Below are 25,580 nucleotides of genomic sequence, written 5' to 3' on the forward strand. Positions count from 1 at the left end.
CCCCTGTGATTCATCAGGCTTTCTTTTCGACCGGCATCCAGATCTCGACGGAACCCGTGCCTTTGCGTGCATCAAAATCCGCGCTGTAGCGCTCGAAATCCGCCCCGGCCACCTTGTAGCCCGAGTGTGGCAACCACTCGAACATGATGCGCTCGTAGGTCTGCTCAAGCGCTTGCACCGGGCCGTGGTGCGCGAATACCGCGTAATGACGGGCAGGCAATTCAACCGACTGGAAATTGCTGGGTACATCGCTTTTGGCCGGCACTTCAACGCCGGCCAGATAGTCGAACTCGCCTTGCTTGGCGTTGTAGCACACGCCGTATGTCTGGCGGTCAACGCGCTTGCTGATGTCTTTGATGTTGTTGTCGAGCACTTCCCACAACTTGGGAATGTCCCCCACGGTGGCTTTGTCGTAATGGCCCTTGAGCCCGGCAATCACCAGGGCTTTGCCCTCTTCCAGGCGTGGCTGCAACGGTAATTTTGTCTGCTGATCCATCTGAACAGTCTCCTTCTTGTTAGGGCACAAACCCGCATCGAGTATAGGGGCATATTGACGCCTCACCCCAATCAGAAATTTTTCCTGCGCCATCTGGACAACTGGCCATCACCGACCGTATTGTCTGCCCCGCAGGCCACCGCAGTGGCCGACGTCGCTCGGACGGTTCCGGGCGCTTACGTACTCTTGAGGCAACAATGGCAGACCAAGGTTCGCCGCGCCGCTTTGCGCGCATAGATCGACTCCCTCCTTACGTTTTCAATATCACTGCCGAGCTGAAGATGGCTGCGCGTCGGCGCGGCGAAGACATCATCGACTTGAGCATGGGTAACCCTGACGGCGCCACGCCTGCACACATCGTGGAAAAAATGGTCACCGTCGCCCAGCGTGAAGACACCCACGGCTACTCCACCTCCAAAGGCATTCCGCGTCTGCGCCGGGCGATCTCGCGCTGGTACAAGGACCGCTATGAAGTGGACATCGACCCGGAAACGGAAGCCATCGTCACCATCGGCTCCAAAGAAGGCCTGGCGCACTTGATGCTCGCCACGCTCGACCAGGGCGACACCGTGCTGGTGCCCAACCCGAGCTACCCGATTCACATCTACGGTGCCGTGATTGCCGGCGCCCAGGTGCGCTCGGTGCCGCTGATTCCGGGGGTGGATTTTTTCGCTGAACTGGAACGCGCCATTCGTGGCTCGATCCCCAAGCCGAAGATGATGATCCTCGGCTTCCCGTCCAACCCCACCGCGCAGTGCGTGGAGCTGGACTTCTTCGAACGGGTGATCGCCCTGGCCAAGCAGTACGACGTACTGGTGGTGCACGACCTGGCCTACGCCGACATCGTCTACGACGGCTGGAAAGCCCCGTCGATCATGCAGGTGCCGGGCGCCAAGGACATTGCGGTGGAGTTTTTCACCCTGTCCAAGAGCTACAACATGGCCGGCTGGCGCATCGGCTTCATGGTCGGCAACCCGGAGCTGGTCAACGCGCTGGCGCGCATCAAGAGCTACCACGACTACGGCACCTTCACCCCGCTGCAGGTGGCGGCGATTGCGGCGCTCGAAGGCAATCAGCAGTGCGTCAAAGACATCGCCGAGCAATACCGCCAGCGCCGCAATGTGCTGGTCAAGGGCCTGCATGAACTGGGCTGGATGGTTGAGAACCCGAAGGCGTCGATGTACGTCTGGGCCAAGATTCCCGACGCGTATGCCGCCATGGGCTCGCTGGAATTTGCCAAGAAACTGCTGCTGGAAGCCAAGGTGTGTGTGTCGCCGGGCATCGGCTTTGGTGAGTATGGGGACGATCATGTGCGCTTTGCGCTGATCGAAAACCAGGACCGCATTCGCCAGGCGGTGCGCGGGATTCGCGGGATGTTCCGCGCGGATGGGTTGGTAGCCAAAACCGGGTCATAACTCGGTCAACACTGTGGGAGGGGGCTTGCCCCCGATAGCGGAGTGTCAGTCACTGCATCGGATGACTGGTCCACTGCCATCGGGGGCAAGCCCCCTCCCACATTTGTTTTGCGGTGAACCTGTTACACCACCATCGACAGCAACATGATAAAGATCAGCGCCACCACCGACAGGATGGTCTCCATCGCTGTCCAGGTCTTGAACGTCTCGACCACGGTCATGTTGAAGTACTGCTTCACCAGCCAGAAACCCGCATCGTTGACGTGAGACAACACCAGCGAGCCTGCGCCCGTCGCCAACACCAGCAGCTCACGGTTAACCCCTGGGATCATGCCCACCACCGGCACCACGATGCCTGCGCCGGTAATGGTCGCCACGGTCGCGGAGCCAGTCGCCACGCGAATCACTGCCGCCACCAGCCAGGCCAGCAAAATCGGGTTGATCTGCGCGTTCACGGCCATGTGGCCGATCACATCACCCACGCCGCTGGTCACCAGCATCTGCTTGAAACCGCCGCCGGCGCCGATGATCAAAATGATCGCAGCGGTCGGCGCCAGGCTGGCGTCGAGCAGCTTGAGGATCTGCTTGGAATGAATGCCCTGGCGATGGCCAAAGGTGTACAGCGACAACAGCAACGCCAGCAGCAACGCGGTGATCGGGTGACCGATCATGTCCATCCAGTTACGAATGGCGTGGCCGTCCGGCAGCGCGACGTCAGCGAAGGTTTTGAGCAGCATCAGGAACACCGGCAGCAGCACGGTGATCAGGGTAATGCTGAAGCTCGGCAGGTCTTTGGACTCCGGCTCGCGGGCCAGTTGATCGACCAGTTCCTGGGACGGATTGCCCGGAATGTACTTGGCGATAAACGTACCGAAAATCGGCCCGGCAATGATGGCGGTCGGCAGTGCGACGATCAGGCCGTACAGGATGGTCTTGCCGATGTCCGCGCCAAACACGCCGATGGCCAACAGCGGGCCCGGGTGCGGTGGTACCAGGCCGTGCACGGCCGACAGGCCGGCGAGCAGCGGGATGCCGATTTTGATCAGCGACACGCCGGTGCGGCGCGCAACGATAAACACCAGCGGGATCAGCAACACAAAACCGATCTCGAAGAACAGCGGGATGCCCACCAGGAACGCGGCGAACATCATCGCCCACTGCACTTTCTCTTTGCCGAAGGCGCGGATCAAGGTCTGCGCGATCTGATCGGCGCCGCCGGACTCGGCCATCATTTTGCCGAGCATCGTGCCCAGCGCGAGGATGATGCCGACAAAGCCGAGCACGCCGCCAAAGCCGTCCTGGAACGCCTTGATGATCTTGTCCACGGGCATGCCCGAGGTCAGGCCGAGAAAGCCGGCCGCGATGATCAGTGCAATGAACGGGTGCACCTTGAACTTGGTGATCAAAAAGATCAGCCCGATGATAGTGACCACTGCATCTAGCAGCAGGTAAGACTCGTGGGACATGCCAAACATGGGGGGTCTCTCCTGTTTGTTGTTGTTATTAAAGCGGGTGTTGAATTTCCTGCCGGGGATAGCGCTATCTTTTCCGGCAAAAAATTAATGGGTTGGTTCAAAGCCGTGTTGCAGCCACCAGGCATTGGTTTGCTCGGCCAGGTCCTCGACGCTGTCTTCGCTGGCGTTGAGCGCCAGGGTCAGCAGCTCGCCCACGGGCGATTCAAGGGTGGCGAACTGGCTGTCGATCAGGCTGGCCGGCATGAAATGGCCGGGGCGATGGGACACGCGGTCGGCGGCCACGGCGCGGGTCAGCTCCAGGAACACAAAGCCCAGGCCCGGCGCGGCTTCGCGCAGGTGGTCGCGGTATTTTTTCTTCAGCGCCGAACAGGTCAGCACCGGATGCTCGCCGGCTTTGAGCGAGCGACGCAGCTCATCGCACAGGATATCGAGCCAGCCGGCGCGGTCTTCGTCGTTGAGGGGATGGCCGGCGCTCATCTTTTCGATGTTCGCGGCGGGGTGAAAGCTGTCGCCTTCGATGGCGGTGGCGCCGTTCAGACGGCACAGGGCTTCGCTGACGCTGGACTTGCCACAGCCAGAAACACCCATGATGACCAGGGCGGTAACAGGTTGACTCATGAAACACCTCAGGACGCAGATAGCGCTACCTTCGCACGCTGTAAGGCTAGTGCAAAAACAGGCTTTTCCCGCGCCGACTTGTCATTTTTATGGAGTGACGCGTGCATCCTCTCCAACACCGTTGAACCGGATCAGGCAACCCTGCGTTCAAGAATTTGCAGCCTTTTGGAGACAGCGCTACCTTAGTGCCTCGATTTTTGTTTGGCAACCGCCTGATGACCTCCAAGAACGATAAAAATACCCGCACCACCGGTCGCCCGACCCTCAATGAAGTAGCCGGCCTGGCCGGCGTCAGCCCGATCACCGCCTCCCGCGCCCTGCGTGGCATCAGCACCGTGGCCACCGAGCTGGTGGAAAAAGTGCAATTGGCCGCCGCCGAACTCAACTACGTGGTCAACCCCGCCGCCCGCGCCCTGGCCTCGGCGCAAAGCCACTCGGTGGTGGTCATCGTGCCGTCGCTGTCCAACCTGCTGTTTATCGAAACCCTGGAAGCCATCCACCAAGTGCTGCGGCCCAAGGGCTTTGAAGTGCTGATCGGCAACTCTCACTATTCGCGCGACGAAGAAGAAAACCTGTTGCGCAACTACATGGCCTACCAGCCACGCGGGTTGCTGCTGACCGGCTTTGACCGCACCGAAAGCGCGCGCCGGATGGTCGAGGCGAGCAATGTGCCGTGTGTGTACATGATGGACCTGGACCCGAATGCCGGCGTGAACTGTGTGGGCTTCTCGCAATTGGCCGCGGGTGAAACGGCGGCGGCGCATCTGATCTCGCGTGGGCGCAAGCGCCTGGCCTACATCGGCGCGCAATTGGACCAGCGCACGTTGCTGCGCGGCGAAGGTTTCCGCCGCGCGCTGCAACAGGCCGGCATGTATGACCCGGCGCTGGAATTGCTGACGCCGCGCCCCTCCTCCGTGGGTTTGGGTGGCGAGTTGTTTCTGCAGTTGCTGGCGGCGCATCCGGAGGTGGATGCGATTTTCTTCGGCAACGACGACCTGGCCCAGGGCGCACTGCTCGAAGCCCTGCGCCACGGCATCAACGTGCCGGAGCGCGTGGCCGTGTTGGGTTTCAACGACTTGCCCGCCTCTTCTTTCATGGTGCCGCGCTTGAGCAGCATCAGCACACCGCGTGAAGCAATTGGCCGGCGCTCGGCGGAGCACCTGTTGACGATCATGGCCGGCAACAAGATCGCCAAGCCGGTGGTGGACATGGGCTTTGAGTTGCAAGTGCGCGAGAGCACCTGATTTTTGAAGGCCAGACACACTCAACGTGTGGGAGCTGGCTTGCCAGCGATGGCGCAGTGTCAGGTAATGATGTGTTGACTGATTCACCGCCATCGCAGGCAAGCCAGCTCCCACCTTTTTTTACCGTGCTCGCTTGAGATGTAGGACGCCTGTAGGACGCGGCTGACATTGCGGTCAGCGCCTTGCCCGGCTGCCTACGCTTACGTCAGAATCCGCCGGCTTGTGCGCTTGGGTGGTGGTCTTTAAGGTTTACCGGTCGCTGAATTTCTCGGTGATCGGGTTTAGTAGCCCTACTTTTGGACACTCTTAATGCATGAGCCTCATCTGAGTTTGATGGCGGCTGTGCGTAGGGCATCTTCGGGTGCGCCGGCTTTGAGTGTCCACCGGTCTACTAACCTGCGTACAGCTGCCACCCCTCGTTTAGTAGCGATCCGGCGGCGGCCTGTTTCCAGGACGCTCAAATGATCAAAGAAACTGAAAAACCGGTAACTACTCTTTTCACCATCACGCCCGATACACCCATCGAGTCCCTACTGATCAACAGCTACGAAACCGTGTGTTCCGTCAGCGCCTTGTTGCTCGACCTGTCCGACGACCTCACTGGCAAGCACCGCGACATAGCTCTCGCCATTCACCAATTGAGCGAGCTATCAGTGCTCATGGTAGGCAAAGCCATGGACCAGCAAACACCGCGCACCTAACGCCTAGCGCGGTTAAACATGTGGGAGCTGGCTTGCCTGCGATGGCGGCGGGTCAGCTACAAATGGGCTGACTGACCCACCGCCTTCGCAGGCAAGCCCGCTCCCACCTTTACCGTGCCCACTTTAGGGCGGGGTTAATCCGCTGAAGCCAGCATGTTCACCAATGCCGACGCCCCCTTATGCAACGGCTGATTTTTCAACCACACCGCATTCACCACCATGGCCAGCCCGTTCTCGATGTTCTTGAAGTTCAAGCGCCGCAAGCGCCCCGCCGCCAACAACGGCGCCACCACCGACTGCGGGAAGTTGCCCCAACCCAGCCCGGCTTCCACCATTTCCAGCGCCATGCCCAGGGTGTCGGTCCGCCAATAGGATTGCCCCACCAGTGGTCGACAATCGCTGAGAGGCAAGTCCCGGCCGGCCACCAGAATCTGTCGCACCCGCACCAAGTCTTCCAAAAACGGCTCACCGCCCGCCTGAGGGTGGCGCGGGCTGATACAGGCCATCAGTTGCTCGCTGCCGACAAACTGAAACCGCTCCAGCACGTTCACGCTCAAGCCCGCATAGGCCAGGCACAGCTGCACCCGGCCGCTGTGCAGCAGCTGCAAAACGTCATCTTGCGGGGCGGTCAGCACTTCGATATCAAGCAACGGGAATTGCTCACTGAGCTCGCCAATGGCGGCCAGCAGGCGGCGCGTATTGATGTCGGCGCCCACGCCAATCGACAGCTTGCTCTCCAGCCCTTGGGACAGCTGCAACGCATGCACCTGCAATTGTTTGAGTTGCTCGGCCATCAGCCGTGCATGGGGAATCAACGCCAGCGCCAGGTCGGTGGGCACCGGCTCGCGGTGGCTGCGATCGAACAACGGGTAACCCAGCTCGGCTTCAAGGTTGGCAATGCCCATGCTCACGGCTGAAGGCACTTTGCCCAACGCCCGCGCCGCCGCCGAAAACGAGCCACGCTCCACCACCGCCAGGAACAATTGGACACTGTCACTGGTAAAACTCATCGCGCCACCTATCAATAAAATTGAAATCTTCTGACTTTTAGTATCAGTCAAACTGACGCTATCGTCTGCACCCTCTGACGTTCCTGTCACGTAAAAAAGAGGAAGTGCTATGCAAGGCGTGAAACGCAAACTGGTGTATGTGTCGCTCTATGAGCTGATCGGCATGACCTTCTCGGCGCTCGGGCTGGCGCTGCTATCGGGCACTCACCTGTCCAGCACAGGGCCGTTGGCTGTGGTCATCACGACCATCGCGGTCACCTGGAATTTCATCTACACCTCACTGTTCGAGCGCTGGGAAAGCCGTCAAGCCGACCGCACGCGCACCGTCAAGCGGCGGATTGCCCACGCGGTCGGGTTTCAACTGACGCTGATCGTCTTCCTGATTCCGCTGATCGCCTGGTGGATGAAGGTCAGCCTGGTACAGGCGTTTGTGCTGGACCTGGCGTTGATCCTGTTCATTCCCTGCTACACGTTTGCCTTTAACTGGCTGTTCGACCGCACCTTCGGTTTGCCCGCGTCGGCGTTGCCGGCCACAACCGCGTAGCGTCGAAGGTTTACCCCTGATAGATTCCCATGGGTCATCTCCATCGTCAGGGAAGTACCATGGGACACTCACTGAAAATCCTCGGCCGCACGTCCTCCATCAACGTGCGCAAAGTGCTCTGGACCTGCCAGGAACTGGGCATCGACTACGTGCGCGAAGACTGGGGCATCGGTTTCAAACCCACCCAGTCGGCCGAATTCCTCGCCCTGAACCCCAACGCCCAGGTGCCGGTGCTGATCGACGACCACGGCGTGCTGTGGGAATCCAACACCATCTGCCGCTACCTGATAGGCCTTTACCAACGCCACGATCTGTTACCCGCCGAACCGGCGCCACGCGCTCGGGTCGAGCAGTGGATGGACTGGCAAGCCACCGAACTCAACCGCGCCTGGGGCGATGCGTTCACCGCTCTGGTGCGCAACAACCCGGACGGTCTCGACCCGGCGCAGATTGTCGCCGCCGTGCGCGTATGGAACGACAAGATGGGCCTGCTGGAGCAACAGCTGGCCAAGACCGGCGCCTACGTGGCTGGCGACGAATTCACCCTCGCCGATATCCTCATCGGCCTCTCGGTGCATCGCTGGCAGAACACCCCCATGGAGCGCCCGCCCTACCCCGCAGTGGCGGCCTACTACCAGCGCCTCAGCCAACGCCCGGGCTTTCAGACCTTCGCCCTTGGCGGTCATAACTGAAACAAGGACACCACCGTGAAAGGACTCAACGTATTGCTCACCGGCGCCTGCGGCAGAATCGGCAAGGTGTTTTTCGAAGCCTCGAAAGACCGCTACCGCTTCACCCTTACTGACCGCATCGCACCGGACTTCGACCTGGGCGAGCACCGTTACATAAAAGCCGACCTCAGCGACAAAGCCAGCCTGGCCGGCCTGCTCAACGGCATCGACGTGATCGTGCACCTGTCAGGCATCCCCGACGCCAGCGCCGCGTTCGAGGACCTGCTGCCCAACAACATCCTCGCCACCACCTACCTGTTCGAAGCCGCCGTGGCCGCGGGCGTAACACGCCTGGTGTACGCCAGCAGCGCGCAAGCCATCGAGGGCTATCCGGTTGACCGGCAGATCACGCCCGGCATGCAGGTCATGCCCGGCAACCTCTACGGCGTGAGCAAATGCTACGGCGAGGCGCTGTGCAGCTACTACGCGGCAAAAACCGCGCTGTCGACCATTGCCCTGCGCATCGGCGCCTTCGAATCGCGCCAAGCCCCCGACCTGAACAACGCCCGCGACCTCAGCGCCTGGCTCAGCCCGCGTGACGCCGTGCAATTGCTGCAACGTTCGGTTGACGTCGAAGGGGTCAAACACCTGATCGCCCACGGCATTTCCAATAACCGCTTCAAGCGCCTGGACTTGAGCGAAACCACACGGGTGCTGGGCTATCAGCCGGTGGATGATGCATTCCAGACCTTCGAGATGCCCATCACCTATTGACCCCCTGCGCCATAAAACCTTCAAACCGGAAGGCTTGGCGCAATAAATCGGCAATTGCGTGCCGTGGCGCACGCAATTTCACAAGCGCCGGTTTACGTTAGCCCGCTAAGATTCCAGGTCACTGCCCCTGGAATCCGCCCATGTCGACACTCACCGCCTCAGCCACGGACGGCATTGACCCGATCCGTGCCGCCCACATCAGCGCGCGCATTGACCGCTTGCCCGCCGTCGCCACGCTCTGGCGCCTGGTGGCGTTGCTGTCGATCGGCGGTTTTTTCGAGCTGTATGACTTGTTCCAGACCGCCTATATCAGCCCCGGCCTGATCAGTGACGGGATTTTCCACACTGGCAGCGAGGGCGTGTTCGGGTTCTCCGACCAGGCCGCTTTCGCCTCGGCAACCTTCCTCGGCCTGTTCCTCGGCGCCAGCCTGCTCAGTCCCATTGCCGACCGCTTCGGGCGTCGGGCGATCTTCACCTTCGCGTTGATCTGGTACACCGTCGCGACGGTGTTGATGGGCATCCAGACCTCCGCCCTGGGCATCATCTGCATGCGCTTTCTGGTGGGCATTGGCCTGGGCATCGAACTGGTGACCATTGACGCCTACCTTTCGGAACTGGTGCCCAAGCGCATGCGCAGTTCGGCCTTTGCCTTTGCGTTTTTCATCCAGTTTTTGTCAGTGCCGGCGGTGGCGTTGATGTCATGGTGGCTGGTGCCCCAGGCGCCGTTCGGGGTGTCGGGCTGGCGCTGGGTGGTGCTCAGCAGTGCGGTGTTTGCGCTGTTTATCTGGCAACTGCGCAAGCGCCTGCCGGAGTCACCGCGCTGGCTGGCGCAGAAAGGCCGTTTTGACCAGGCCGGTCAGATCATGGACAGCCTGGAAGCACGCTGCCAGAAAGACCACGGCAAAGCGCTGGATGAACCCGAACCCGAAGCGGTCAGCGTGCAGGGCAACGGCCGTTTTGCCGATATCTGGCAACCGCCTTACCGCCGCCGCGCGTTGATGCTGATTGTGTTTCATGTGTTCCAGGCCATCGGCTTTTTCGGCTTCGGCAATTGGCTGCCGGCGTTGCTCTCGGGCCAGGGCGTGAGCGTGACCCACAGCTTGCTGTACGCCTTTATCATCACCCTCGCCTACCCGCTGGGCCCGTTGCTGTTTGTGAAGGTGGCCAACCGCTTCGAAAACAAATGGCAGATCGTCGGCTCGGCCATGGGCGCGATGATCTTCGGCAGCCTGTTCGCCCTGCAAACCACGGCGGTGGGGCTGGTGATCTGCGGGGTGATGATTACCTTTTGCAACGCCTGGCTGAGCTTCAGTTATCACTCGTACCAAAGCGAACTGTTCCCCACCAATATCCGCGCGCGGGCGGTGGGCTTCTGCTATTCGTTCAGCCGTTTGTCCACGGTGTTCAGCAGCCTGTTGATCGGTTTTATCCTCGAACACCTGGGCACGCCGGGCGTGCTGGCGTTTATCGCCAGCAGCATGTTGATCGTGATGATCACCATCAGTTGGTTCGGGCCGCGCACGCGTAACCTGGCACTGGAAAATATTGCGCACTGACGGCAAGCCTTGGCCGCCGGCGGGCCAAAGATTGCCGCGACGGCGGTGTCATCCCCAATAAAACCGGGCACATCGCCCTCGGCATGCTATTTGCTCCACCTCAAACACCGAACACATCCTCAGGTGACCGATCATGCTGGTTAACAACAACGCCCAAGCGGTGTCGACCGTCCAACAGCTCAAGCGACCCGACATGGACCCGGCCAATGCCGCCGCCAGCACGCTGTACAGCGGTGCCCTGCAAGCGGCGCAGCAAAGCGTGACCGTGCCGGCCGCGCAGAAGGACCTGGACAAGGCCAACGACCGCATCGACGAAGCCTTTGCCAAGACCCGTGTGCAGTTGCAAGCCACCACGGCGGCAACGACCGCCACGACGGCATCCACCACGACGGCAACAAGCACCGATGTGCCTGCCGCCGGCTCGACCACCAGCAGCGCGCGGGCCGACTTCACCGACTACATGAACAAATCCCCGGCCGAACGCATTCGCGAACAGCTGCTCAAGGAGCAGGGTTTGACCGAAGCGCAGGTGCAGGCCATGCCGCAGGAAAAACAAGACGCGATTGCCAAGCAAGTGGCTGATCGTGTGAAGCAGCAGCAAGAACAGCAAGTAGCGGCGAAAGCCACGGACCCGGCGCAGTCGGTGAAAGAGACCCTGGCTGCGATTTAACCGACACGGCCAATCAAAATGTGGGAGTTGGCGTGCCTGCGATGCAGACACCCCGGTGTATCAAGTACACCCAGGTGACGCTATCGCGGGCAAGCCAGCGCCCACAGGGGCCGTGCCTACTGCAGCTGCAGGGTCGAGTTGAACTGGCTGATCGCATCCACCACATGCCGTGACCCTTCCTGAATCTCCAGGATCACCTGCCCCGCTTCATTCGCCAGCTCCACCCCAAGCCCGGTGCGGCTCAAGCTCGACTGCATGCTCGAAACCGCGCTCAGCGACAGGTCGTGGTTCTTGCGCACCACATCCACAATCTCCACCGTCGCCTGGCTGGTACGCGCCGCAAGGCTGCGCACTTCGTCGGCCACCACCGCAAACCCGCGCCCATGCTCGCCGGCCCGCGCAGCTTCAATGGCCGCGTTGAGCGCGAGCATATTGGTCTGCTCGGCGATGCTGCGAATGGTCTGCACGATGGAACCGATGATGTCCGACTGCTTGCTCACCGCATCGATGCTCTGGGCCGCCTGGTTCAAGTCGTGGGAAATCTCCTCGATGATCTGCACGGTTTGCTGCACCACCTCCGAGCCCTTGCGTGCGCACGCGTCGTTTTGTACTGAGGTGGCGTGGGCCGAATCGGCGGCGGTACGCAGGGTGGTGACCTGATCGGTGATGTCACTGGCGAACTTCACCACTTTGTACAGGCGCCCATTGGCATCGAAGATCGGGTTGTAGGACGCCTCCAGAAACAGGGTTTTGCCGTATTTGTTTTTGCGTTCAAAGCGGTGGGAATGGTATTCGCCGCGGTTGAGCGAGGCCCAAAAGGCCTTGTACGCCGGGGATTCCACTTCGCCGCGATGGCAAAACATGCTGTGGTGCTGGCCAATGATTTCTTCGCGGGAATACTGCACGGTGCGCAAAAAGTTGTCGTTGGCATTGATGATCTGGCCTTGTGGCGTGAACTCGATCACGGCCATGGACCGGCTGATCGCATCGATCAGGCTTTGGTTCTCGTGTTCATGGTGGACCCGCGCAGAAATGTCCGACGCCACTTTGATCACGCTCTGCACCTGATTGCTGCTGTCCAGCACCGGCATGTAGCTGGCTTGGAGCCACACTTCCTCACCGCGCTTGTTCAGGCGCATGAACGTGCCACTGAGCGCTTCACCCCGCGCCAGGTCGCGCCACAGCTTGGCGTAGGTCTCGGTGTGGGTGTATGCCTCTTCGCAAAAGATGCGGTGATGCTTGCCGCGAATCTCCTCCACGCTGTAGCCCATGGTTTTACAGAAGTTGGGATTGGCGTCGAGGATCACGCCGTTGCGGTCGAACTCGATCATCGCCATGGAGCGGCTGATGGCAGCAAGCTTGGCGTTGGCTTCGGTGAGAGCACAGGAAAAACGTTCGATTTCTTGCAGGTCGGATTTGTGATGGCGGTTGAACATGGTCAGATCACCCTAGATTCCCGGCGCCTGAAACGGCGCATTCCATTCTTCAGTTGGCTATTGCTGGCACACCTTCATGGGAAAAAACCATCCGAATCGCTTTACATGCCAAGCGTCATCAACGGTTCTGGGTGAGCATAGACAGGGCATGGCGCTATGCAAGGCCACTAGTCAGCCAGCATTTTTAACAATGCACCGGCCGCCGCCGAGGGTGGAAGGGTCTGCGAACCGACCAAGGCAAACTCACGGTACAACGGCACCGTCAGCGGCATCACGCGCAGGCCATTGCGCTGGGCCGGCAAGGCCATTTCCGGCACCAGCGTGACACCGACGCCCTCGCGCACCAGGCTGTAGGCGCTGCTCCATTCACGCACTTCCACGCGGATATCGTGCAGGCGCAGGCCCGCGTCGGCCGCCAGGCTGCGGGCATTCGCGGTACAGCCGCCGGTGGCCAGTACGAAGGGTTGTTCGAGTAAGGCTTCGAGCGCCACGCTGGCATCCTGCGGGCACTGCGCCAGTGGATGGTGGGCCGGCAGCACTGCCATCCACAGGTCGCGACCCAATACCGTGGCGTTGCGCTCGGGTTTGGGGTTGAGCACCACGCCCAAATCGATCAGGCCCGCGTCGAGCAAGGTGTGCACTTCGCTGTCAGTCACTTCCAGGGTGGTGACCTCGATACCCGGGTTCAACTGACGGAAACGCTGCAGCAACGGCGTGAGAAAAGTCGCCAACACCTTCGGAAAACTGGCGATGCGAATGTTCCCACGCAGCAGCGGGCGCGCTTCATCCACCGTGGTGCGAATGGCCTGCAGCGCGCCCATCATCACCCGCGCCTGCGCGATCACGTCGAGCCCAAGCGCTGTGGGCAACGTCTTGCGCGGTTCACGGGTAAACAGTTGCGCGCCCAGCGTCGCCTCCATGGACGCCATGGCCTGGCTGGCGGCGGACTGCGTCATGCCCACCTGTTCGGCAGCCGCCGTGATGCTGCCGTGGTCGGCGACCGCCACCAGCAGGCGCCAGTGCATCAGGTTCATCATGGCAGTAGCTGTCCTTATGGATGGGGTGTGCAGGTTTAATTTTACGCACGGTGCCACGCCCGCGAGACTGGCGCAAACCCAACGGAGTCGCCTTTGATGAAACTGTATTTTTTCCCCAACGCCTGTTCGCTCGCCCCGCATATCGTGCTGCGTGAATTGGCGCTGCCGTTCGAGCTGGTGCAGGTGAACAACCAGGCTAAAACCTTCGGCAACGGCGAAGATTTCCTGCAGATAAACCCCAAGGGCTACGTGGCGGCGCTGCAACTGGACAACGGCGCTGTGCTGACCGAAGCCAGCGCCATCCTGCAATACCTGGCCGACCTCAAACCCGCCGCCCTGCTCGCCCCGGCCAATGGCAGTTGGCAACGCGTGCGGTTGCAGGAATGGCTGAACTTTATCGCCAGCGAGATTCATGGCGGCTTGGCGATTTTCTTCAACCCGGCCATTCAAGGCGAAGTGCGGGCGATGTTTTTGGCCACGCTGTTCAAGCGCTTTGCGATTCTGGTGCAGACACTGGAGCGTCAGGATTACCTGCTGGGCGAGCAGTATTCGGTGGCGGACACGTATTTGTTTGTGGTGCTGCGCTGGGCGGGTGTCCACGCTATTGATTTGCAACAGTGGCCGGCATTGGCGGCGTTTCAACTACGCGTAGGATCACGGCCCGCTGCTATCGCCGCATTGGCCGCCGAGGCCGCATGACCTGAAATGCAAATAAAAATGTGGGAGCGCGCTTGCTCGCCAATGCGGTGGGTCAGTCAGCACATGCATCAACTGATACACCGCAGTCGCGAGCAAGCCCGCTCCCACCGTTGATCTGCTTCGTTTCAAAGAAAGGGTTTCAAGCTGCCATCGGTGATGAACGCACTCAGCGCCAATACATCCACCGAACCCGACCGGTCCTGATCCAGATGCGCCACTTGGCTGCGCACCGCGTCATGGACCCGCCGCGTGCCCTGCCCCAATCGCGCTACACCCCGCAGGTCTACCGCCTGCGCCGCGACGATCAGTTCAATGCTGGCCAACCACACCACCCGCTCGGTCAACCGGCGGGTCTTGTCGACCACCGCCAGCGCCTGCCCGGCGTAGTCTTCCACCCGATCGGCCACCGGCACGCTGACGGCGGGCAGCGGGTTGGCCAGGTGCCCGATCTCTGCGACCAGCGCCGCGCTGGTGCGCTGCAAGGCCGCCATGCCGACATGCCCCGGCTGCGTGATCAGAAAGCGCGGCAAGTCACTGGACGCGGGCGACAGCAACTTGGCAATGCGCTCGGCGCTGCACGCGGCGACTCGACTCAGCGCCAGGCCCAAACCTTCAGCGGCGAGGGCCAGGTGCGTGCTGTCGAAATTGGCCGTGGCCAACACCAAAGATTCCTCGCTGATCAGCGCCGGATTATCCGCGCCGCTGCGCAGTTCCAACTCGATCAGTTCATGCAGTTGCTGTAACGCCTGTTGCGCAGCGCCTTGCACAACCGTGGCACAACGAAAGCTCAACGGATCTTGCAAGCGGCGCGGGCTGTACGCCAAATCGCCGCCTTCAAGCAGGTGCAACAACGCCGCCGACTGCTCGGTTTGCCCAGGCGCCGGGCGCAAGCGTGAGGCCCACGGCTGGAACGGGCTGAGGTTGGCCCGGTAGCCTTCACACGACAACGCCAGCGCCGCCAACACGGCCTGTAACACCTGCTGCGCCTCGGCCACCAGTAACGCCCCCAGCCCGACACTTGCCGCATTCGCCGACACCAGCGCCAGGCCATCCTTGCCGGTCAACGGCACCGTAAGCGCCAAGCTCAAGTGAGCCAACGGCGCCAGGTCACTCTCGCCCAGCGAGCCGAGCAACGGCACCTCGGGCTCGGCACCGGAATTAAGCAACGCCAACAGTGCCTCGGCCGCCGCCGGTGAAATGCCCGAACGGCCCTGGGCCAACCCGGCCAAACGGGCGGCGGTGATTGCGCGTAATTCCTGGCGGTTGGCCAGACGCCCGACGCCCACCGCTCGGCCCAGAGGAATAGTGGCCTGCAACGGTGCCACCGGCGTGTCCACCGCGGCACCGAGCCCGGTGGTCACGCCATAAATCGGCGTGCCCTCGGCCGCCCGTTTCAGCAGCAGGCGGTGGCCTTCGTCGATCCGCTGGCGCGCTTGCGCGCTGAACTGCGCCGGTGTGTCGTGCCGGGCAATGGCGAGCAGATCTGCCAACGCCAAGCCTTGGGGATCGAAGCTGATCATGCCCAGCGCAGCCGCTGGCCGATGCCCAATCGCTGGGCTTTTTCCAGCAGTGCATGGCCCAGGGCGATGTCGCTGAGGCTCAGGCCACGGTGCCAGAACAGGATGGTTTCTTCCGGGTTTTCGCGGCCGGTTTTCAAGCCGGCGACAATCTGCCCAAGCTCGGCGTGCAGGGTGTCGGCACTGAGCTTGCCGGCATCGACATGCGCGCGCAGTGCGCCAAACATCCCGCCTTTGCACTGGCCCCAATCGTCCACCACCAATTTGCTCATGATGTCGGTCAGCGACAATTGCACCGCGCTCATGGTGCCGTAGGGCACGACGAAGGCGCCGGGTTTGATCCAGTCGGTGTGCAACAACGGCTCGGGCTGATCCAGGCGCGAGGCCTCGACCACGATGTCGGCGCCACGCACGGCCGACTCCCAGTCGTCGGTGACAATCACCGGCTTGCCCAAGTCCTGGCGCAGGCGTTGGGCGAAGGCTTCGCGGCTTTCGCTGCGGCGCGAATGCACACGGATCTCCTCGAAGTCGAACAGATGGTCCAGCAGGCGCACATTCCAATACGCGGTGCCGCGCGCGCCGATATGCGCCAGCACTTTGCTGTCGGGCCGGGCGAGGTATTTGGCGCCGATGGCGGTGACGGCGCCGGTGCGCATGTCGGTGATTGCCGAGGCGTCGAGGATGGCCCTGGGAATGCCGGTGGCCGGGTCCAGCAGGTTGAGGATCGCCAACTCCGACGGCAGGCCCTTGCGGTAGTTATCGACAAAGTCGCCCACTACCTTGACCCCGGCATAACCGATGTCGCCGCCGAGCACGCCGCGCAACACGTTGAAGTGGCCGTTGATGCCGCCGCCAGGAATCAGGTGAGTGCGCGGCTCGATCACCGCCTCGCCACGGCCCTGAATCGCCAGGCTGGCTTGGATGGCGGTGAGGATTTCCTCGTTGGAAAGGTTGAGCGCGTCGATGTCCAGGCCGTTGAGAAAGTCGATGTAGATCGGTTGCATGGTCTGCTCACTGAGGGGAGGTTTTAGAACTTGTTGTGGCGTACGGGCTTGGTGTGGCGAGTGGGATTCCTGTGGCAAGTGGGCTTGTTGTAGCAAGTGGGCTTCCTGTGGCGAGCGGGCTTGTTGTAGCAAGTGGGCTTCCTGTGGCGAGCGGGCTTGTTGTAGCAAGTGGGCTTCCTGTGGCGAGCGGGCTTCTCGTGGCGAGCGGGCTTGCCCCGCGTTGGGCTGCGAAGCGGCCCCATTTCAAACCTGCGCGCGTCCCCTGACACACTGCGGTGAATGGTTTTGGGGCTGCTGCGCAGCCCAACGCGGGGCAAGCCCGCTCGCCACAACAAGCCTGCTCGCCATACCAAGCCCGCCCCCATACCAAGCCCGCTCACCACAGGAGCCTTGCTGGCCGCTGGATTCAAGGCGCCTTGAACACGATCTGCTGCACATCGACCTTCTTCGGGATCAGGCCGTTGGCAAAGAACAGGTCGGCAGTGCGTTGCTGGTTGGCGATGTCGATGGCTTCCAGCGGACGAATCGGCGCGGGCGAGCGGTGTTCGAAGTAGCTTTTAACCACCGCCGGTGGCAGGCCCAGGGTCTTGGCCATCAGCGCAATGCTTTGCTCGGGTTGATCCAGGGACAGGCGCTGGGCCTTGGCCAGGGTGTTGATAATCGTGCCGACCGCTTGCGGGTGCTGTTTGGCAAACGGGCTGCTGACCACAAAGAAACTGCCCGCCGGGTTGAGGCCTTGGCCATCGCCGAGCACGCGGGCGGAGCCGTCGACCACGGCCGCGGAGTAGTACGGGTCCCACACTACCCAGGCGTCGACCTTGCCTTGTTCAAACGCGGCACGGCCGTCGGACGGCGACAGGTACACCACGTCTACATCCTTCCACTGCAAACCGGCGCGCAGCAGACTCTTGAGGAACAGGTTGTGTGCGCTGGAACCCTTGAGCAGCGCCACGCGCTTGCCCTTGAGTTCGGCCACGTGCTGGATCGGGCTGGCTTTGGGCACCAACACTGCTTCGGTCTTGCCCTCATTCGGCTCGACGGCGAAGTACTGCAGATCAATGCCGGCGGCCTGGGCGAAGATCGGCGGGATGTCGCCGATGTTGCCGATGTCCAGGCTGCCGCCGTTCAGCGCCTCGATCAGCGGCGGGCCGCCAAGGAATTCGATCCATTGCACCTGGGTGCCGGGCAGCGCGTCTTCAAACAACTTGTGCTCGCGGGCCAGCACCATGCTCACCGAGCTTTTCTGGTAGCCGATGCGCAATGTGGAAGGTTCGGCGGCGAGCACATGGCTGGCCACCAGCGAAAGCACAACAACAGCGAGGGCTTTGAGCATCAGAGGGCTCCCTTGACCTTGGCCGCGACATCCGCCGGCACCCATTGCTGCCAGACGTTCGGCTGCGCTTTGAGGAACGCCAGCGCGACCTGGCGTGGCTGTTCACGTTTCTCGCTCATCTGCGCAAGGATGCCGTTGAGCAGGTCGATCGGCAGGTCGACTTTTTCAAAGAACGTGACCAGTTGCGGGTACTGCGCCTTGAACGGCGCCGACACACCAATCGCCAGATGCGCCGGCATTGAACGGGTGCCGATGGGGTGCGGGTTGTTGGCGTCGGCCAGGGTTTTCCAGGCCTCGGCGTTGAACGGCGGTTCTTCCAGTTTGATCAGCTTGAAGCGGCCCAGCAGCGGGGTTGGCGACCAGTAGTAGAACAACACCGGTTTGCCGCGGCGGATCGACGACGCCACTTCGGCATCCAGCGCCGCGCCGGAGCCGGTACGGAAGTTGACGAAGGTGTCGGTCAGGCCATACGCCTTGAGCTTCTGGCTGTTGACGATTTCCGAGGTCCAGCCGGTGGGGCTGTTGAGAAAGCGGCCTTTGCTGGGGTCTTCGGGGTCGCGGAACACGTCCTTGTAGCGCGACAGGTCGGCCACCGACTTGAGGTCCGGGGCCAGGGGTTTGATGCCGCGCTCGGCGTCACCCTTGATCACGTATTCCGGCACCCACCAGCCTTCGGTGGCGCCTTTGACCGTGTCGCCCAGGCCGAACACTTTGCCTTCGCCTTCAGCCTTGACCCACGCCGGACTGCGCCCGGCCCACTCTTCGCCGATCACTTGAATGTCGTCCTTGGCCAGCGCGGCTTCCAGGCTCACGGTGCTGCCGGGCAAGGTGTCGGTGGGCAGGCCGTAGCCTTTCTCGACGATCAGGCGCAGCACTTCGGTGATCAGGCTGCCGCTTTCCCAGGTGATGTCACCGAAGTGGATCGGTTTGACGGCATCGGCAGCGTGGGCCGGCTGGGCCAGGACGGTCAGTGCCAATAGCGAGCCACCGAGCAGGTTTTTTAGTGTTCTCATGAGTAGCCTCTTGGAGATTCGATTCACAACGCATTCACAGTGGGCATGGTCAATGTGGGAGCTGGCTTGCCTGCGAAGGCGGTGGTGGCTTCAACATCGCTATCGCGGGCAAGCCAGCTCCCACACTTGATCGGTGTGCTATTGCAGTGGGTTAAAAGTCATAACTGAGCCGCGTGTAGTAAAACGCCCCTTCCGGCGCGGTCGGTGACAGGTAGCTGTATTGCTGGCCCGGCGTCTGGCGCAGGCGGCTGTTGAAGTCGTCGGGTTTGCTGTCGAACAGGTTGTTCACGCCCACCGACACGCGCAGTTGCTTGGTGAACGCGTAGTTGACGTCGAGGTCGGTGCTCCATTGCGCACTGAAAACCTGGTCGTACTGCGCGTTGGTCTCGCTGGCCGCGTATTTGCGGTATTTGCCGTAGCGGGTTTGGTTGAGGGCGATGGTCCATTGGTTGAGCGTGTGCACCGCGCCGAACACCAGTTTGTCTTCGGGATAGCCGTGTTCGATAAAGCCACGCGCTTCGCGGGTCAGCACTTCAAAGCCGTTGGGGTTTTCGTGGACTTTCTCGATGGTGGTGCGCGCCTTGGTGTAGCCGGCGGACAGGGCCAGGTTGCCGAACTGCGCGAGGTACAGGTTGTACTTGCCGACGATGTCGACGCCGCGCGTGCGGGTGTCGGCAGCGTTGGTCATGAACTGCGCCCAAGAGTACTGGCCGTAACCGGCATTGGTGAGGATCTGCTCGGCCAGTGGCCCGGAGATGCCGCCGCTGAACAGCAAGCGGTCGCGAATCGAGATTTGATAGGCGTCGATGGTCAGCGAGGCATTTTCTGCCGGTCGCAGCACCAGGCCCAAAGAGTAGTTGGTCGATTTCTCAGGTTTGAGCGGTTGCGCGCCAAGGGCACGGGCCGCCGGGTTGTCGGCCGGCAGCATGCGCGTCAGCACCGGGTTGCCGTTGGCGTCCAGGTTGGTGGTGGTGGTCCACGAGGTGCCGATCTGCCCCAGGCTCGGCGCGTGGTAAGCATTGTTGACCGTAGCGCGCACGCCCACTTGCGGGGTGAAGTCATAACGCGCCGAGAGCTTGCCGGTGGTGGCCGAGCCGAAGTCCGAGTAGTGCTCGGTGCGCCCGGCGACACCGACTTGCAGCTTGTCGGTGACCTGGTTTTCAAGGCCGAAATACACGCCGCCCACGTCCCGTTTAAACGTGCCGGCGTCTTCCGGGGTCAGGCCCGAGGCTTGTACCGCGCCAACCTGTACGCCATCGATGCCGCCGTAGGAATAGGAATCGTAGTCGCCGGCTTCGAGGCGATATCGCTCATGCCGATACGCCACTCCGCCGGAGACAGTCAGCGGGTGGCTGGACCAGCTCACGTCCAGGTCCTTGGCGTAATCGAGAGTGATGTTGGTCTGGTCGTTGACCAGCGTGGCGACGTTGAACTTGGTCGGGCTGTTGGCGCCGTAGCTCGGGTTGACCGTGTTGAAGGCCAACTCGTCGTGCTCGTCGCGGCCATAGGTGGCGCTCAGGTCGAAGCGGCCGATGCTGTCGTCTTCATAACGCGTGCCCACGGTGATGGCGCCGTCTTCGTAGCGATAGCGGTACTTGGGAATCGTGCCGCCGGGGTAGATCGAGGCAACGTTGTTCGGGCTGCTGGCCAACAGCGGCGGCGTGTTGTTCACCGAGGTGTCCTGGCCGAAGGTGGCGAAGCTGTAGACGCGCCATTGGTCGTTCAGGCCGATCTCGGCGTTGGCCGCCAGGTTGTATTTGTCACGCCCGGCGCCGCCCCAGCGTGGGTCTTGCACCTGACCGTCGGCGATGTACTTGTCGCCAATGTCGTCGGGCTTGTTGTTCAACGTGTTGAAGCTCAGGGTCAGGAAGCCATCGCCCGGCAGGCCAATGCCGTACCAGCCGTCGGTGGTTTTGCTGAAGCCATCGCCCTGGGCGTATTTGCCCAGTTGCGTGTTGATGCCGCCACCGCTGTCGCGCTCCTTGAGCACGATGTTGACCACCCCCGCCACTGCGTCGGAGCCGTACTGTGCCGAGGCGCCATCACGCAGCACTTCGACGTGGTCGATGGCGCTGATGGGGATCATGTCCAGGTCCACCGGCTGGGCGCCAATGAACGGCACGCCACCGGAAATATTCACCACTGCCGAGGTGTGCCGGCGCTTGCCGTTGATCAGCACCAAGGTCTGGTCAGGCGACAGGCCACGCAAGGAAGCGCCTTTGGGGTCTTGCCCGCGGGTGGCGCTGTTGTTCTGCGGAAAGTTGAACGACGGCAGCAGTTGGAACAGCGCTTGGTTAAGGCTGGTGGCGCCGGTCTGCTTGAGTTCTTCGGCGTTGATCACATCCACCGGCGCGCTGCTGGTCAGGGCGGTGGCATTGCTGCGCCGGGTGCCGATGGCGACCACGCGGTCGAGGGTCGGCGCCTGCGCGGCGCTGGTCTGCGCCTTGACGCTGCTGGTCGCGTTTTTGGCTGCGCCTTCCTTGATGATGAACGCACCGTCCGGGCTCACCTGCACTTGCAGGCCGGTGCCCTTGAGCGCGGCGTCCACCGCCTGGTGCGCTGACAGCGAACCGTCGACCGTGGCCGAGGAATAATTGCCCAGTTGTGGCGTGAAGGAAATCACCTGGCCGCTCTGGCGACTGATGTTCAACAGCACTTCATCCAGCGGGCCGGGGGCGATGTGGTAGACCTGACGCGCCTCTTCGGCACTGGCGGCAAATGACAGAAACAGGCTGGCCAACGGCACCAGGGCAAAGGTTCGAAGCGGCACACGGTTGAACTGACTCACTTTGGCTCCCCCCAAGGAAACTCGAGAACGCTGCTCCCCGCAGCGCTTACGGGAGTGATGTGGGATGGCGGGGGCAAAACTTGCAGATCGTTTGGTTATGTCGATAGAACCCACCCGCGAAGTGAAAACCCCACCCCTGTGGGAGCTGGCTTGCCTGCGATGCAGGCGACTGGGTCCATCAGCCACCACCAGGTGATGCCATCGCAGGCAAGCCAGCTCCCACATTGGCCGAGCAAGTCCGTCAGGCCGCATTGACGGTCACCCACAACCCGGTGCGGCGGGTGATGTGGATCGGCAAGGTGCGCGCCAGGGTGTCGAGGATTTGCTGCGGGTTGTCCAGCCGATAAAGGCCGCTGACGCGCAAGCCGGCGACTGACGGGTCCAGGCGCAACACGCCAGTGTGATAGGGCCGCAACGCGTCGATGACTTCGGCCAGCGGACGGTCACGCACTTGCAGGAAGCCGTCGATCCACGCCGTGGCGCCGGCCGAACTGACCTGCACCGGGCCGAAGCCGGCGCGGTCGAAATGCACTTCATGGCCGGCGGCGAGTTGCAGGCGTTCGCCGCTCTGACGATCGATTTCCAGCGCGCCATCGAGCGCCACGACCTGGCCCTGCCCTTGCCTCTCGCGCAACACAAAGCGATTGCCGTAGGCGCGCACCTGCGCCTGCTCGGTCTGAATCAGAAAGGGGCGGTTACGGTCGCTGGCGACCCTGGCCAGCAACTCGCCTTCGCGCAGGCGCACCAGGCGCCGCTGCGGGTCGAACTGGATATCCGCCGCGCTTTGCGCGTTGAGCAACAACTCGCTGCCGTCGGCCAGGGTGACGGTGCGACGTTCACCGGTGCCGGTGCGGATGTCCGCAGTCAGGTCCGCTAACCCCATGGGTTTGCTCAACAGCGCAGCGCCCATGGCCACGCCTGCACCCGCCAATGCGACCTGCAAGACATGGCGGCGGCTGGAAGGCGCATCCAGCGCTTGCTGCAGAACCTTGCCGCTTACGCCTTGCGCTTGCGCAACCTGAAACACGCCAAGGCGCGTTTCCAGTTGCCGGCACAATGCGTCATGCCGCGGGTCGGCTGCGCGCCAGTGGTGATAGCGCTGCCAGTCCGCCGCCGTGGCCTCGCCCGAACGCAGCAGCACGTACCAGCGCGTGGCGCTGTCGATCAAGGCGTCGTTCATTCCAGGCACAGCCGCAGGCAACGGTTGAGCGCGCGGGCCATGTAGTCGCTGACCGAGCGTTGGGAAATCCCCAGTTCAGCGGCAATCTCGGGATACGTCAGGCCATTGAGTTGCGACAGCAGGAAGGTCGCCTTGACCTTGGCCGGCAAGCCGTCGAGCAACTGGTCGATGGCCTGCAAGGCTTCGAGCATGTGCGCCAGGTCTTCGGGAGACGGTGCGGTGCAGGTTTCGTCGTTGTCCAGGGCATCGAGATAAGCGCGCTCCAGATCCCGCCGGCGCCACAGCTGGTACATCAGGCGCTGGGCAATGGTGGTGAGCAAGGCGCGGGGCTGACGAATCGGCACCACGCCTGGCGAACTCAGCAGTTGGACGAAGGTGTCGGCGGCGATGTCTTCGGCGTGGGCACGCGAGTCGAGATGGCGGTGCAAACGGCTGCACAGCCAGTCGTAATGACTGCGGAACAATCCGCCCACGTAATCGCTGTGAGAAGTGTCGGCGCCGGACATAGTGGCTCCATCTGAGTAGGTTGCGCGTTATGTCCGGTGTTCCGGTGGAGCGATCCTAGCAAGGCGGCTTATTCTTTAATAATATTTAAAAGGTATTTTTATATAACCTTATTGAAGCTTCGAATAACCCGCGTTGACCGCCTGTTGCTGGTAATCCAACAGCACGCGGTAGTCGTCTTCGCGCGCGGGCAGCACTTGCTGGATACCCAGCGTGTCGACCACCTGCGGCAGATCCTGCAACGCCAGGTTCATTGCCTCGCGGATCTGCGCCACGTGCTCATCGCTCAGCCTAAGCGGCCCGATGTAAGGCAAGGTCGGGCTCGGCGCGCTGCGGGTGACGATGCGCAGCCCCGCCACTTCCTGCGGGGCGAAACGCGCCAGGTAGTCGTAGGTGACGCTGTCGATGGCGGCGAGGTCGGCAAGGTTTTCGCGCAGCCAGCGCAGGCTTTCACGGTGGGCGCCGCTGATGCCGACGCTGGCAAAGAAACGACCGCCGCGCTGCAACGGCGCGAGGCGTTCGCGCAGCAGGTTCATGCCGCTGTTGGAGTCATGGCCATTGATCACGCCACGGCTGAGGTAGAAGTCCGCCAGTGCGGTGCGCGGGTCGTCGTCGCGGGCCAGCAGCAGGCTGCAATGTTCGCCCTGGCTGCTGTGGGCCAACTCGTAGCGTGGGCGACCGATCATGCGCACCTGGCCGCGCAGTTGGGTCATCAGCGGATAGCCGCAGGTTTGCGTGACGAGCAGTTCGGGCGCCAGCCACAGGCCGTGCAGGTCGAGGTGGTCGGCGTTGCGGCGGCTCAGGTTCAGACGCTCCACTATCCGCGCCAACCACTGCTGGTTGGCGCGCTGCACCGCTTCGGGGGCGACGTACATCAGCAGTTCGGCGTAGTGATCACTCATGGGCGTCTCTCAGGCAAAAGGGTGCCGGGGGCTGTCGATGGCCTTGAGGCCGTGGCGGCTGATCAATTGGCCGTAGCCCTGCACCACAAACCCGCCGCTGCGCGCCACCCATTGTTCACGGCGGGCGTGGTAGACGGTGGGCAGTAAGTACCAGGGCAGTTTCGGCAAGTCATGGTGCACCAGGTGCAGGTTGTTGTTGAGGAACAGCCAGGTCCAGGGCCAGGCCGCTTCGTTGAGGACGGTGCGCTGTTCCGGCTGCAGGTGTGGACGGTGCTCATAGTAAGAACGGATCGACGCCAGGGACAAGGCCGGCACGCTGACCAGCAGCAGGTAGTGCCACACCGGCAGTGCGCTGCAGTGGGCAATGAAGCTCAGCATCAATAGGGTCACGGCGCCGTGGGCCAGCCACATCGGCCACACGTGGGGCAAGCGTTGAAACTCATGACGCGCCAGTCGGCCAATCGCCAACGGCGCCGCGAGCAGGAAACGGCCGAGCACGGTTTTGGTCAGCCAATGCACGCTGCGTTTGAACAACGAGCTGTTGTCCCATTGGGATTGGTTAAGGTAGCGGCTTTCCGGGTCGATGCCCGGCAGCGTCAGGTCTTCATCGTTGTGGTGCAACAAATGGCTTTCGCGGTACAGCGTATAGGGATACCACACGGCAAAAGGTGCATAGCCGAGCAGTTTGTTCACAAGAAGCGAGCGGGTGGGATGGCCGTGGAGCAATTCGTGCTGCACCGACAGCCACAGCGTCACCAACGGGATCAGCAGCAAGGTGCTCAGCCACAGGCCCAGCCATTGACTGGCGAGCATCACGGCGAACCAGCCCGTGTACACGCCGATCAGCAACAGCCAGGTCGGCCATTCGGTTCGGGCGGTAAAACGGTGCACCAGGGCTTCGATTTCCCGGCGCTGGGTCAGATCAAGGTAATTGGCCATCGGCAGCTCAGAGCAGGTGTTTCCTGCTCTGTGCATTGAGGCTTGAAAATCTTG

Annotated in this window: 24 protein-coding genes and 1 pseudogene; 9 read left to right on the forward strand and 16 right to left on the reverse strand. The window is 62.1% G+C overall.

The genetic code is table 11. The annotated features are described in order from the left end of the window. Positions 1-13: 13 nt before the first annotated feature. Positions 14-496 (reverse strand): GyrI-like domain-containing protein, encoded by a 483-nt coding sequence (locus tag AACW30_RS14350; protein ID WP_106578479.1) that lies wholly within the window; start codon positions 494-496, stop codon positions 14-16. 197 nt (positions 497-693) lie between these two features. Between AACW30_RS14350 and alaC the strand changes: the two genes are divergently transcribed. Continuing rightward, positions 694-1,911 carry an alanine transaminase gene (alaC, locus tag AACW30_RS14355; protein WP_200622926.1) on the forward strand — a complete coding sequence of 406 codons (1,218 nt, stop codon included), beginning with the start codon at positions 694-696 and terminating at the stop codon, positions 1,909-1,911. A 122-nt stretch (positions 1,912-2,033) separates the two neighbouring features. On the opposite strand, the gene AACW30_RS14360 is transcribed toward alaC, so the two are convergent. Next, on the reverse strand, positions 2,034-3,386 hold the full coding sequence (locus AACW30_RS14360) for a GntP family permease (RefSeq protein WP_106578477.1): 1,353 nt from the start codon (positions 3,384-3,386) through the stop codon (positions 2,034-2,036). Between the two features lie 84 nt (positions 3,387-3,470). After that, a complete protein-coding gene (locus AACW30_RS14365) occupies positions 3,471-4,004 on the reverse strand; it encodes a gluconokinase (RefSeq protein WP_200622927.1) in 534 nt (177 codons plus the stop codon). Positions 4,005-4,216: 212 nt separating this feature from the next. On the opposite strand from AACW30_RS14365, the gene AACW30_RS14370 reads away from it, so the two are divergent. After that, positions 4,217-5,248 (forward strand): LacI family DNA-binding transcriptional regulator, encoded by a 1,032-nt coding sequence (locus tag AACW30_RS14370; RefSeq protein WP_200622993.1) that lies wholly within the window; start codon positions 4,217-4,219, stop codon positions 5,246-5,248. A 461-nt stretch (positions 5,249-5,709) separates the two neighbouring features. After that, the gene (locus AACW30_RS14375) at positions 5,710-5,949 is read left to right on the forward strand and encodes a DUF6124 family protein (RefSeq protein WP_106578476.1); all 240 of its coding nucleotides are present in this window, start codon (positions 5,710-5,712) and stop codon (positions 5,947-5,949) included. Positions 5,950-6,083: 134 nt separating this feature from the next. Here the strand turns inward: AACW30_RS14375 and AACW30_RS14380 are convergent, their stop codons facing one another. After that, on the reverse strand, positions 6,084-6,959 hold the full coding sequence (locus tag AACW30_RS14380; RefSeq protein ID WP_179609653.1) for a LysR family transcriptional regulator: 876 nt from the start codon (positions 6,957-6,959) through the stop codon (positions 6,084-6,086). 109 nt (positions 6,960-7,068) lie between these two features. Here AACW30_RS14380 and AACW30_RS14385 point away from each other — a divergent pair, with 109 nt between their 5' ends. From AACW30_RS14385 to AACW30_RS14405, 5 genes are all read left to right on the forward strand, one after another. Beyond that, on the forward strand, positions 7,069-7,503 hold the full coding sequence (locus AACW30_RS14385) for a PACE efflux transporter (RefSeq protein ID WP_200622936.1): 435 nt from the start codon (positions 7,069-7,071) through the stop codon (positions 7,501-7,503). A 59-nt stretch (positions 7,504-7,562) separates the two neighbouring features. Next, a complete protein-coding gene (locus tag AACW30_RS14390) occupies positions 7,563-8,195 on the forward strand; it encodes a glutathione S-transferase family protein (RefSeq protein WP_106578473.1) in 633 nt (210 codons plus the stop codon). 15 nt (positions 8,196-8,210) lie between these two features. After that, positions 8,211-8,948: an NAD-dependent epimerase/dehydratase family protein gene (locus tag AACW30_RS14395; protein WP_106578472.1), complete on the forward strand. Its 738-nt coding sequence runs from the start codon at positions 8,211-8,213 to the stop codon at positions 8,946-8,948. A 140-nt stretch (positions 8,949-9,088) separates the two neighbouring features. Further along, positions 9,089-10,504, forward strand: coding sequence for an MFS transporter (locus AACW30_RS14400; protein WP_119741516.1), 1,416 nt, complete (start codon positions 9,089-9,091; stop codon positions 10,502-10,504). Between the two features lie 133 nt (positions 10,505-10,637). Then, positions 10,638-11,174, forward strand: a complete 537-nt coding sequence (locus AACW30_RS14405) for a hypothetical protein (protein WP_119741514.1) — start codon at positions 10,638-10,640, stop codon at positions 11,172-11,174. A 116-nt stretch (positions 11,175-11,290) separates the two neighbouring features. Here AACW30_RS14405 and AACW30_RS31540 read toward each other — a convergent pair whose 3' ends face one another. The 3 genes and pseudogenes from AACW30_RS31540 to AACW30_RS14415 all read right to left on the reverse strand — a co-directional run bounded on the left by AACW30_RS31540 (position 11,291) and on the right by AACW30_RS14415 (position 13,647). Beyond that, a complete protein-coding gene (locus AACW30_RS31540) occupies positions 11,291-11,863 on the reverse strand; it encodes a methyl-accepting chemotaxis protein (RefSeq protein ID WP_372239338.1) in 573 nt (190 codons plus the stop codon). An 18-nt stretch (positions 11,864-11,881) separates the two neighbouring features. After that, positions 11,882-12,610 (reverse strand): annotated as a pseudogene (locus AACW30_RS31545) (PAS domain-containing protein); the annotation flags it as partial. Positions 12,611-12,777: 167 nt separating this feature from the next. After that, entirely contained in the window at positions 12,778-13,647 is an 870-nt protein-coding gene (locus AACW30_RS14415; protein ID WP_106578468.1) for a LysR family transcriptional regulator, read from the reverse strand. A gap of 96 nt (positions 13,648-13,743) precedes the next feature. Between AACW30_RS14415 and gstA the strand changes: the two genes are divergently transcribed. After that, the gene (gene gstA / locus AACW30_RS14420; RefSeq protein ID WP_200622940.1) at positions 13,744-14,346 is read left to right on the forward strand and encodes a glutathione transferase GstA; all 603 of its coding nucleotides are present in this window, start codon (positions 13,744-13,746) and stop codon (positions 14,344-14,346) included. 125 nt (positions 14,347-14,471) lie between these two features. On the opposite strand, the gene AACW30_RS14425 is transcribed toward gstA, so the two are convergent. The 9 genes from AACW30_RS14425 to AACW30_RS14465 all read right to left on the reverse strand — a co-directional run bounded on the left by AACW30_RS14425 (position 14,472) and on the right by AACW30_RS14465 (position 25,526). Continuing rightward, positions 14,472-15,866, reverse strand: coding sequence for an aromatic amino acid lyase (locus tag AACW30_RS14425; protein ID WP_200622942.1), 1,395 nt, complete (start codon positions 15,864-15,866; stop codon positions 14,472-14,474). Further along, positions 15,863-16,867 carry an ornithine cyclodeaminase family protein gene (locus AACW30_RS14430; protein ID WP_119741505.1) on the reverse strand — a complete coding sequence of 335 codons (1,005 nt, stop codon included), beginning with the start codon at positions 16,865-16,867 and terminating at the stop codon, positions 15,863-15,865. The genes AACW30_RS14425 and AACW30_RS14430 overlap by 4 nt, the downstream gene beginning before the upstream one ends. Positions 16,868-17,273: 406 nt before the next feature. Beyond that, the gene (locus AACW30_RS14435; RefSeq protein WP_200622944.1) at positions 17,274-18,200 is read right to left on the reverse strand and encodes an aliphatic sulfonate ABC transporter substrate-binding protein; all 927 of its coding nucleotides are present in this window, start codon (positions 18,198-18,200) and stop codon (positions 17,274-17,276) included. Then, positions 18,200-19,213: an ABC transporter substrate-binding protein gene (locus AACW30_RS14440; protein WP_119741499.1), complete on the reverse strand. Its 1,014-nt coding sequence runs from the start codon at positions 19,211-19,213 to the stop codon at positions 18,200-18,202. The genes AACW30_RS14435 and AACW30_RS14440 overlap by 1 nt, the downstream gene beginning before the upstream one ends. Before the next feature lie 151 nt (positions 19,214-19,364). Beyond that, a complete protein-coding gene (locus tag AACW30_RS14445) occupies positions 19,365-22,001 on the reverse strand; it encodes a TonB-dependent receptor plug domain-containing protein (RefSeq protein WP_200622947.1) in 2,637 nt (878 codons plus the stop codon). A 241-nt stretch (positions 22,002-22,242) separates the two neighbouring features. Then, positions 22,243-23,181, reverse strand: a complete 939-nt coding sequence (locus AACW30_RS14450; protein ID WP_119741494.1) for a FecR domain-containing protein — start codon at positions 23,179-23,181, stop codon at positions 22,243-22,245. Further along, a complete protein-coding gene (locus AACW30_RS14455; protein WP_106578459.1) occupies positions 23,178-23,687 on the reverse strand; it encodes a sigma-70 family RNA polymerase sigma factor in 510 nt (169 codons plus the stop codon). The genes AACW30_RS14450 and AACW30_RS14455 overlap by 4 nt, the downstream gene beginning before the upstream one ends. Positions 23,688-23,795: 108 nt before the next feature. Then, complete coding sequence (locus tag AACW30_RS14460; RefSeq protein ID WP_200622948.1) at positions 23,796-24,587, reverse strand: phosphate/phosphite/phosphonate ABC transporter substrate-binding protein; 792 nt, start codon at positions 24,585-24,587, stop codon at positions 23,796-23,798. 9 nt (positions 24,588-24,596) lie between these two features. Then, a complete protein-coding gene (locus AACW30_RS14465; protein WP_106578457.1) occupies positions 24,597-25,526 on the reverse strand; it encodes a fatty acid desaturase in 930 nt (309 codons plus the stop codon). Positions 25,527-25,580 lie beyond the last annotated feature (54 nt).

The sequence above is a fragment of the Pseudomonas sp. MF6747 genome, from assembly GCF_963890955.1.
In the GTDB taxonomy this organism is placed as follows: Bacteria; Pseudomonadota; Gammaproteobacteria; order Pseudomonadales; family Pseudomonadaceae; genus Aquipseudomonas.

Coding starts and splice junctions, on each gene's coding strand:
- AACW30_RS14350 (WP_106578479.1), bottom strand. CDS start 496: ATGGATCAGCAGACAAAATTACCGTTGCAGCCACGCCTGGAAGAGGGC.
- alaC (WP_200622926.1), top strand. CDS start 694: ATGGCAGACCAAGGTTCGCCGCGCCGCTTTGCGCGCATAGATCGACTC.
- AACW30_RS14360 (WP_106578477.1), bottom strand. CDS start 3,386: ATGTTTGGCATGTCCCACGAGTCTTACCTGCTGCTAGATGCAGTGGTC.
- AACW30_RS14365 (WP_200622927.1), bottom strand. CDS start 4,004: ATGAGTCAACCTGTTACCGCCCTGGTCATCATGGGTGTTTCTGGCTGT.
- AACW30_RS14375 (WP_106578476.1), top strand. CDS start 5,710: ATGATCAAAGAAACTGAAAAACCGGTAACTACTCTTTTCACCATCACG.
- AACW30_RS14380 (WP_179609653.1), bottom strand. CDS start 6,959: ATGAGTTTTACCAGTGACAGTGTCCAATTGTTCCTGGCGGTGGTGGAG.
- AACW30_RS14385 (WP_200622936.1), top strand. CDS start 7,069: ATGCAAGGCGTGAAACGCAAACTGGTGTATGTGTCGCTCTATGAGCTG.
- AACW30_RS14390 (WP_106578473.1), top strand. CDS start 7,563: ATGGGACACTCACTGAAAATCCTCGGCCGCACGTCCTCCATCAACGTG.
- AACW30_RS14400 (WP_119741516.1), top strand. CDS start 9,089: ATGTCGACACTCACCGCCTCAGCCACGGACGGCATTGACCCGATCCGT.
- AACW30_RS14405 (WP_119741514.1), top strand. CDS start 10,638: ATGCTGGTTAACAACAACGCCCAAGCGGTGTCGACCGTCCAACAGCTC.
- AACW30_RS14415 (WP_106578468.1), bottom strand. CDS start 13,647: ATGATGAACCTGATGCACTGGCGCCTGCTGGTGGCGGTCGCCGACCAC.
- gstA (WP_200622940.1), top strand. CDS start 13,744: ATGAAACTGTATTTTTTCCCCAACGCCTGTTCGCTCGCCCCGCATATC.
- AACW30_RS14425 (WP_200622942.1), bottom strand. CDS start 15,866: ATGATCAGCTTCGATCCCCAAGGCTTGGCGTTGGCAGATCTGCTCGCC.
- AACW30_RS14430 (WP_119741505.1), bottom strand. CDS start 16,867: ATGCAACCGATCTACATCGACTTTCTCAACGGCCTGGACATCGACGCG.
- AACW30_RS14435 (WP_200622944.1), bottom strand. CDS start 18,200: ATGCTCAAAGCCCTCGCTGTTGTTGTGCTTTCGCTGGTGGCCAGCCAT.
- AACW30_RS14440 (WP_119741499.1), bottom strand. CDS start 19,213: ATGAGAACACTAAAAAACCTGCTCGGTGGCTCGCTATTGGCACTGACC.
- AACW30_RS14450 (WP_119741494.1), bottom strand. CDS start 23,181: ATGAACGACGCCTTGATCGACAGCGCCACGCGCTGGTACGTGCTGCTG.
- AACW30_RS14455 (WP_106578459.1), bottom strand. CDS start 23,687: ATGTCCGGCGCCGACACTTCTCACAGCGATTACGTGGGCGGATTGTTC.
- AACW30_RS14460 (WP_200622948.1), bottom strand. CDS start 24,587: ATGAGTGATCACTACGCCGAACTGCTGATGTACGTCGCCCCCGAAGCG.
- AACW30_RS14465 (WP_106578457.1), bottom strand. CDS start 25,526: ATGGCCAATTACCTTGATCTGACCCAGCGCCGGGAAATCGAAGCCCTG.